Annotated in this window: 1 protein-coding gene; it reads right to left on the bottom strand. The window is 58.5% G+C overall.

Translation table 11 applies throughout. The annotated features are described in order from the left end of the window. Positions 1 to 411 precede the first annotated feature (411 nt). On the bottom strand, positions 412 to 663 hold the full coding sequence (locus EOA22_RS37915) for a hypothetical protein (protein ID WP_024504642.1): 252 nt from the start codon (positions 661 to 663) through the stop codon (positions 412 to 414). Positions 664 to 861 lie beyond the last annotated feature (198 nt).

Raw genomic sequence — 861 nt, 5'->3', positions numbered from 1 at the left:
AGCACAGACAGACGCTGGGCGATATCGGCGGCGATGAGAGGATCGTCCGCCACCAACTTCGACCAGTCCGAAACAGTGCCGATTTCGTGATGCAACATCGTTCCCTCCCAGGTGATCGCACAACTGCGAGATCTGACCTTTGTTCCTTTGATTTTTGCGAGGGGGGAAGTCGCGCCCGCTGTCTCGATGGACGGCGGGTCACATGCGACTGATCGCTATTTCCGGGGCTCCGGGAACTTGATTATCGTCGCGCTGTCTTCCGGCTCCAGCGGCTCGTGGCCAGGCCGTTCGTGCCACATGACTTGCCGCAAATCGGTCTGATCGACTTTCTGGCCGCAAGATGGACACGCGTAGAAGCGGTCCTTTTCGCGAATGCAATTACCCCCGTTGCGGGGGATGCGAGGTCCAAGGTCAGACAGTTTTGTCATGGCGACGAAAATCACCGCCGGAGGAAAAAGTTCCCGCCATTTCAGCAAAAACCAACGGAACACTCTTTGGCGCCCGAGGTTCGATGAGCTGAAAGCATCGTGACTGCATGGACGCTTCCGCCAGCCCATCGACAGCCTCTATGGCACGATCCACGATGCCATCTCCACTACGATCCTGGTTTGACCGGATGATGCTCGCGGCCGCAGGTTCCTCGACGATTGGATCGCGAGCCATCTGCCGTTTCCAGAACCGGCTCCCCCCATGGCTGCCAGCGACCTTGCGGACCAGCCGCCGGTGATGCCGGTACCAAGCCTGACGAGGGCAATGAAGAAGTCAGGAGCGTATCGGAAGTAATGTTCAAACGATGCATACAGCAACGACGCCTCACCTGCTTGCCCGGTTTCTTGGCTCGCGCCTTTAGGTGGGCTGTGG

The organism is Mesorhizobium sp. M7A.F.Ca.US.014.04.1.1 (genome assembly GCF_003998745.1).
GTDB lineage: Bacteria > Pseudomonadota > Alphaproteobacteria > Rhizobiales > Rhizobiaceae > Mesorhizobium > Mesorhizobium ciceri.
Note: the sequence above shows the minus strand (reverse complement) of the source record. Positions and strands in the feature narration are given on the sequence as shown.